Source organism: Rhizobacter sp. P3_B12 (genome assembly GCF_056402895.1).
This window is the reverse complement of record NZ_JBFUGN010000318.1, coordinates 1-6,040: the sequence shown is the minus strand read 5'-3', so window position 1 is coordinate 6,040 and position 6,040 is coordinate 1. Positions and strand designations below refer to the sequence as shown.

General features: G+C 68.7%; 4 protein-coding genes and 1 pseudogene. 1 reads left to right on the top strand and 4 read right to left on the bottom strand.

The annotated features are described in order from the left end of the window. A partial coding sequence (locus tag AC1D01_RS17170) for an IclR family transcriptional regulator (protein WP_477868323.1) occupies positions 1–612 on the bottom strand: 612 nt, incomplete at its 3' end. A 35-nt stretch (positions 613–647) separates the two neighbouring features. Beyond that, positions 648–1,214 (bottom strand): annotated as a pseudogene (locus AC1D01_RS17165) (hypothetical protein); the annotation flags it as partial. Between AC1D01_RS17165 and AC1D01_RS17160 the strand changes: the two are divergent. Beyond that, on the top strand, positions 1,215–1,490 hold the full coding sequence (locus tag AC1D01_RS17160; protein WP_477868321.1) for a hypothetical protein: 276 nt from the start codon (positions 1,215–1,217) through the stop codon (positions 1,488–1,490). A gap of 432 nt (positions 1,491–1,922) precedes the next feature. Here AC1D01_RS17160 and AC1D01_RS17155 read toward each other — a convergent pair whose 3' ends face one another. Together AC1D01_RS17155 and AC1D01_RS17150 are read right to left on the bottom strand one after the other, a co-directional pair. Beyond that, a complete protein-coding gene (locus AC1D01_RS17155; protein WP_477868319.1) occupies positions 1,923–2,300 on the bottom strand; it encodes a hypothetical protein in 378 nt (125 codons plus the stop codon). Between the two features lie 8 nt (positions 2,301–2,308). Further along, the coding region (locus tag AC1D01_RS17150) for an eCIS core domain-containing protein (protein ID WP_477868317.1) at positions 2,309–6,040 on the bottom strand (3,732 nt) is incomplete at its 5' end.

The window sequence follows — 6,040 nt, the reverse complement described above, 5'->3', positions numbered from 1 at the left end:
GCACAGGGCGACGCGCTTCATGATCGCGTCGACGTCGGTCAGCGTCGCGGCCGTGCGCCGCTCGCGCGCCGAAGCCTCCAGCAGCGTGCGGGCCTGCGCTTCCGGCAGGCGGCTCAGGAAGGCCCGGCCGGAGCTGGTGCAGTACATCGGGATGCGCATGCCCACCGGCGTGAGCACCGGGATGAACTTGGGTGCCAGCAACTGGGCCACGTAGACCATCTCCTGGTCCACCGCCTCGGTGAGGCTGGCCGTCTCGCCGCTGGCATTGGCCAGCTGCGACAGGTAGGGATGCGCCGCGCGGATCAGCGGATGCGCGGCGAGGTAGTTGAACCCGATCTCGATGACCCGGGGCAGCAGCTGGAAGCGGCGCGTCTGCGGATGCTTGCCGATGTAGCCCAGCACCTGCAGCGTGTGCACGGTGCGTTGCACCGAGCCCTTGCTCATGCCGGTGAGGGCGGCCAGCTCGACCAGCGTCATCGTGCGATGCGCGGCGTCGAATGCCCGCAGCACCTGCAGGCCCTTGTCGAGCGACACGTTGTAGAGCGCGTCGGCCGGCGGCGGTTCGGCGACACGCGCCTGCTTCTTCGGAAGCGTTTTCCTGCTCGTTGCCATGCGGCTGAGCTCCGGCTGAGTATCGATGATCGATTCTAGATGACCGACGTTCGATCTCGATGGAGATCAGGCATTCTCTGCCGCCACTGATGTGCCGCGCGCCCTTCGACCACCCGCTGCACGACGAAGGCGGCGTCGCGCGCGACGCCCGAGAAGCGCCCCGATCCCCACGTGTGCAGCCAGGGCAGGCCGATGAAGTAGAGGCCGGGGACGCGGGTCACGCCGCGTTCATGGACGGGATGGCCGCGCCCGTTGAAGACGGGCGCATCGAGCCAGCGGAAATCCGGCGCGAAGCCGATGCACCACACGACGCTCGTGATGCCCGCGCCGCGCAGTGACAGCGATTCGCGCTCCTCGAGCGGTTGCCACAGCGGCCGGTAGGCGTCGCCGGGCGGCGCCTGCAGGCCGCGCTCGGCGACGTGGCGGTCGATCGAGGCGTTGATGCCCTCGTAGGTGCGATCGGCCTGGTCCAGCACCTCGCGCAGCCGCGGTGCGAAGCGCAGCGTGTCGCCGTCGCCGTCCAGTCCGGTGAGCACGCCGTAGAGCTCCATGCCTTCCGTCGCGAAGCGCCGCAGGTTGCCCGCGCTGCCGATGCCCTGGCCGTGCTGCATACCTTGGCATCTTCGCCGGAAACGGCGTCCGAGGCGCTGACGCTGCTGCACGAACTGCAGGTGCATCAGGTCGAACTCGACCTGCAAGCGCAGGAGTTGCATGAATCCCGTGCCGAGCTGGAGGCCGCCCTGCGCCGACAGATTGAGCTCTACGACTTTCAGCCGGTGATGGCAGCCGTGAAGCATCACCATCATCGGCAAGCGCTCGCCGAGCTTGACGCCTGGCGCTGTGAACCAGCCATCGGAAGCGGGCCCTTGGTGCTGTAGGCCATCAGGCTGCGAAAGGCGAGTGCCGCACGCTCGCCAGCACAGGTGGCCGTATCGGGCAAGGTCTCGGTGCCGAAAGGGGCCGAGCAGTCCCGGTGCGGCTCCATTCCCTGCCAGGAGGAGTCATGTCGGCGCAGTGGCGTTTGGGAGGGTCTCCGACTTCTCAACTGCCATGCCCAGCGCATGCTGACAGTACCCAGGCTTGCTCACAGTCCATCATGTCGAACCCGCAGCGCATCCACTACAGAGGGTGCACAGTCATCGCACAGTGGGCTGAGGTTGTCCCACCGTCGAACTGGGCGGAACTTGAGCCCCTGCAGCGTGGGTGCGCCAGATGATCGACGCAAAACTGGCCGAGAGATTCAGGAACACCTCGCGCTCGGGTGACGGGCTCCAACAGAAGTGAGGCCATCGGGTTTCATGGCGCCGGCATCAGCCATGGCGCATCAGCGCAGTTTCAGATTGCTCCCCGATTGGAGCGGCTGTGCGGCGTGCGAGCGCCCGCTGGGCGGCGTTCAGCCCCACCAGCAGCGGCGCCAGCCAGGCCAGTGCCCACGCGCTCGGATGGCTCCACCACGCCCCGGCCACGCAGACCAGCAGGAACAACATCGTGTTGCCGAAGCCCGGGCCGCGGCGGCCTGAATAGGCCGCGAGTACCGTGATGGCGAGGCAGGCGCCGAGCGTGATCCTCAGTGCCTGCAGCCAACCGCTGCCATCGAGCGACAGCACGCCCACCAGGGCTGGCCACTGCAGCAAGGCGAACGCGAAGGGTTCAGCGCCGCACCTGTCCGGGGTCGTGGATGTGTTCATCGTGCACCTCATGGATTGACGCGATACCTGGCCCACTCGGAACCGCTGGTCAGCGTGGGCGTGTTGTCGATGACTTCGTTGATGGTCTGCCGGTTGCCGGCGGCGGTTTCGATCACGGCGCTGCAGGTGATCGAACGTGGAATCGATTGCTCCGCCTCGACAGCGCCGCGGATGGCCACCAGTTCGGCTTCGTCCAGGCCGTCATCCACGCGGGTTTCCGTGCTCTGTCCGCGTGCGATGGCCAGTTCCTGGTCGATGCCCTGCAGCTGGGCGCTGCGGTTGACGCCGGGGTAGTTGGGCCGCACGTGGAAGTTGCGCACCGTCTTGCCGGCGCCGATCTCACGTTTGATCGGCGTCTCGAAGCGACCCAGCATCGATTCGATGCCGCCGCGGTTGTTCGTCTCCTGCGACAGCGGCGTCAGGTTCTGCCAGGTGCCGCCCGGTCCGCCGATGTTGTGGTTCAGCAGGTGGCCGCGCACGTAATACGACGAGTTGCCGGTGTTGTCGTTGCGACGCTTCAGCAGGCGTTGCCAGTCGCCGAGGCCTTCGGTGGCGCTGGTCGGTGCGCTGCCGCTCGGCCAGACCGCCAGCGCCGCGTTGCCCATGGTCGGCACGGACACGTCGCTGCCGTAGCCCGGCCCCGAGGTCGGTCCCCACGCCGGTGGTTCGTCGGCGCCGGAGCGGCCGGTCATCAGCCGGCCGGTGACGGTCGCCAGGTTCTCCATCAGCGTGTTGATCTCGGCGCTGAGGTCCGTACCGGCGGCGGCGGTGCCGCTGCCGGTGGAATGGCCTGCACCGCCGGTGGCCGCGCCCGAGGCCACCGCCTGGTCCTGCTTCTGGCGCAGCAGGTTGTACAGCCGCAAGGCCTCGGTCTTGTCGGGACCGTCGGGTTGTCGCGCGACGAAGTCGCGGAAGGGTTCGGGATCGGACTCGACGATCAGTTGCGCGCCGCGTGCTTCGCCGCGGAAGTAAAGGTTGTGGGCCTGGCCGTCCGCGCCGCGGAAACCGAAACGTTCGCGCCACCACTGGCCGAGCCGCGCTGCGGCGCCGCGCACCGCGCTCACGCCGCGGCGCGCCATGTCTAGCAGCGCCTGCCCCATGCGGATGGCGCGGTCGATCAGCCAGTCGATGGCGCCGTTGATGCGCTCCTGCACCGGCGCGATCAGTTCCTGGATGCGCTCGGCGATGTTGCCGAGGCCGAACTGGTTGGCCAGGAAACCGATCGCGATCGGCAGCGAATCGCCCAGCGCGCGTTCCAGGAAGCCGGCGGCTTCGTCGATCTCGCCGTGCGCGATGCCGATCACGCCGTCCAGCACGCGCGACACCACCTCGAGGATTTCGCGCAGGTACTGCACGAAGGATTCGATCGCGTTGTAGACCGCGATCAGCGTATTGATCACCGGCATGATGCCGGTCGCGTCCAGCAGCGAGAGCAGCCATTGCGTGGCGCGTGTGATGACGCGGTCGGTGACCCAGCCGATCACGCCCGTCACCACGCTGTCCCAGAGGTTGGACAGGCGCTCCTGGATCTCGGCCCACAGGCCGGCCGGCCCTTCGTTGACCAGGATGGTGACGAAGGACCAGACGCCGGTGGCCACGTCGAGCATGCGCCGCAGGCGCTGCACCACGGTGTCGCCGACACGCAATGCGAGGCGGCGGAAGACGTTGTCCACCGTGATGCCCAGCACCTCGAGCACGAAGCCGAGCACCGAACGCAGCGAGAAGTCCGCCGGCGGGCGGATGCCGGCGGCCGACAGGTGGCCGAACAGCCAGCCGGCGACGCCGTTGAGCAGGTGGGTGCCGATGTTGCCGAAGAACAGGCCGAAGCCGGCACGCATCGCGCGCAGCAGGTTCATCAGGAAGCCGAGCGGGTCGGACAACACGTCGCCGATGGCTTGCGCGGCCTTGGCCAGGATGCGCACGACCAGCTCCGGCGGCAGGCCCATGATGCGCAGCATCGCCTGGAAGAAGGTCCACGCCGCGCGCGGGATGTTGCCGTCGACGAACACCTGGCGCAGGATCTCCAGCGCCGTCTGCTGGACGCGGGTCCACAGGTCGGGGTTGGTGAAGAGCTGGCCGAACACCGGGATGCGGCCGAGGATCTGCTGCACCAGGAAGTTCTTGACCGGTTCGCGGATGCACTCGGGGATCAGGCCCCACACGGTACCGAGCACCAGCTGCGGCAGACGCAACAGGTCGCCCATCACCGTGATCACGCGCCGCACGGTGTCGAGGATGTTCTCGAAGAAGGGGGTCAGGCTGTCGAAGCCCTGCACCAGCGAGTTGAAGAGGCCCAGCACCTGGTCGGTGGCCCAGCCCAGCAGCCGCCGGGCCGCGTCTTCCAGCCAGCCGAGCGAGGTGGCCAGCAGCGAGAGCAGACTGCTCGCGCGCAGCCGGCCCATCACGGTGGCGACACCGGCACCGAGCGCGCCGAGCTTGTCGAGCAGCCACTGGCCCGCGCCCACCRGCGCGCTGCGGACGCTCGCGATGATCTGCTGCACCGACGGCAGGGCGTTCGCGAGCGCCGCGCGGTTCTCGGCGATCGGGCGGCCCGCGGCGCCTTCTTCCATCTCGCCGGCGGTGTTGTTCAGGTCGCCGGACAGCTGCTGCATCTGCGAACCGAGGTCGCGCAGAAAGGGCGGCGGGATCAGCTCGGCGACCTTCTGCGCCGCTTCCGAGATCGGCTGCCAGACCGGTTGGGTCTGCTCCTTCACCCAGTCCCAGGCCTCGGTGGCCTTGCGCACGACCCAGCCGACCAGGCCTTCGGAGTTGTTGCCTTCGCTGTCGGCTTCCTCGCTGCCGAAGAGCTGCTCCTTCACCCAGTCCCAGGCCGCCGCTGCGGCATCGCGGATCGGCTGCGTCCAGTCCCAGATGTCCTGCCCGAGCTGCTGGATGCCGGCCCACAGATCGCCGGCGAACTCCTGCAGCCATTGCACGGCGGGTGCGCCGTAGCCCGACCACAGGTCGCTGAAGAAGTCGCCCACCGGTTGCAGGAACTCGGTCAATCGCTCCCAGGCGACACCGGCCACTTCGGTGACGAAGGTCTTGAGCTCGCCGATCGCATCGAACAGGGGCTGGCAGTTGCCTGAGGCGAGCGCGGCGACGATGGTGCTCGCGCGTTCGACCAGCCCGCCGAACACCGTTCCGAGCTGGTCGAGCGTGGCCGAGGGGTTGAGGCGATTGATCGTGCCGACGATGCCGTCGAAGGCGCTGACGAGCTGGTCGCGCAGCCAGTTGATCGGTCCGCGCCGCAGGATCGGTTCGAGGTCGGGTGCATACCGCCGCACCAGCGACCAGCCCTGGTCGGCGATGAACTCGCCGGCCGAGTTGAACAGTCCTTCGAAGAAACCGGTGTCGTCGTCGCCGTCGCGGCGCAATGCCGGTTCAGGTGCACCCTGCGCCGCGCGGGCCTGCACCACGTGCGCCAGTTCGTGCGCGAGCAGCTGGCGTCCGCTGGCGCTTTCGGGACGGTAGGCGCCGTCGGCGAAGGCGACGTGTTCACCGAGCGCGAAAGCGTGTGCGTTCAGCTCGGCGGCGACCGCGCCGGCCGGCGCGTCGGTGTGGATCTGCACGCCGTCGAAGCGGGTGCCGAAACGCGTTTCCATGTCGGCGCGTTCGCGCGCAGGCAGCGGTCGACCGACGCGCACGCCCCGCAGCACACGCGACACCAGGCCGGGGCGGGACACGTCGGCCGGCGGCAGCGGTGATGCTGGCGTGGCCGGCGTGGCCGGGGCCTGCAC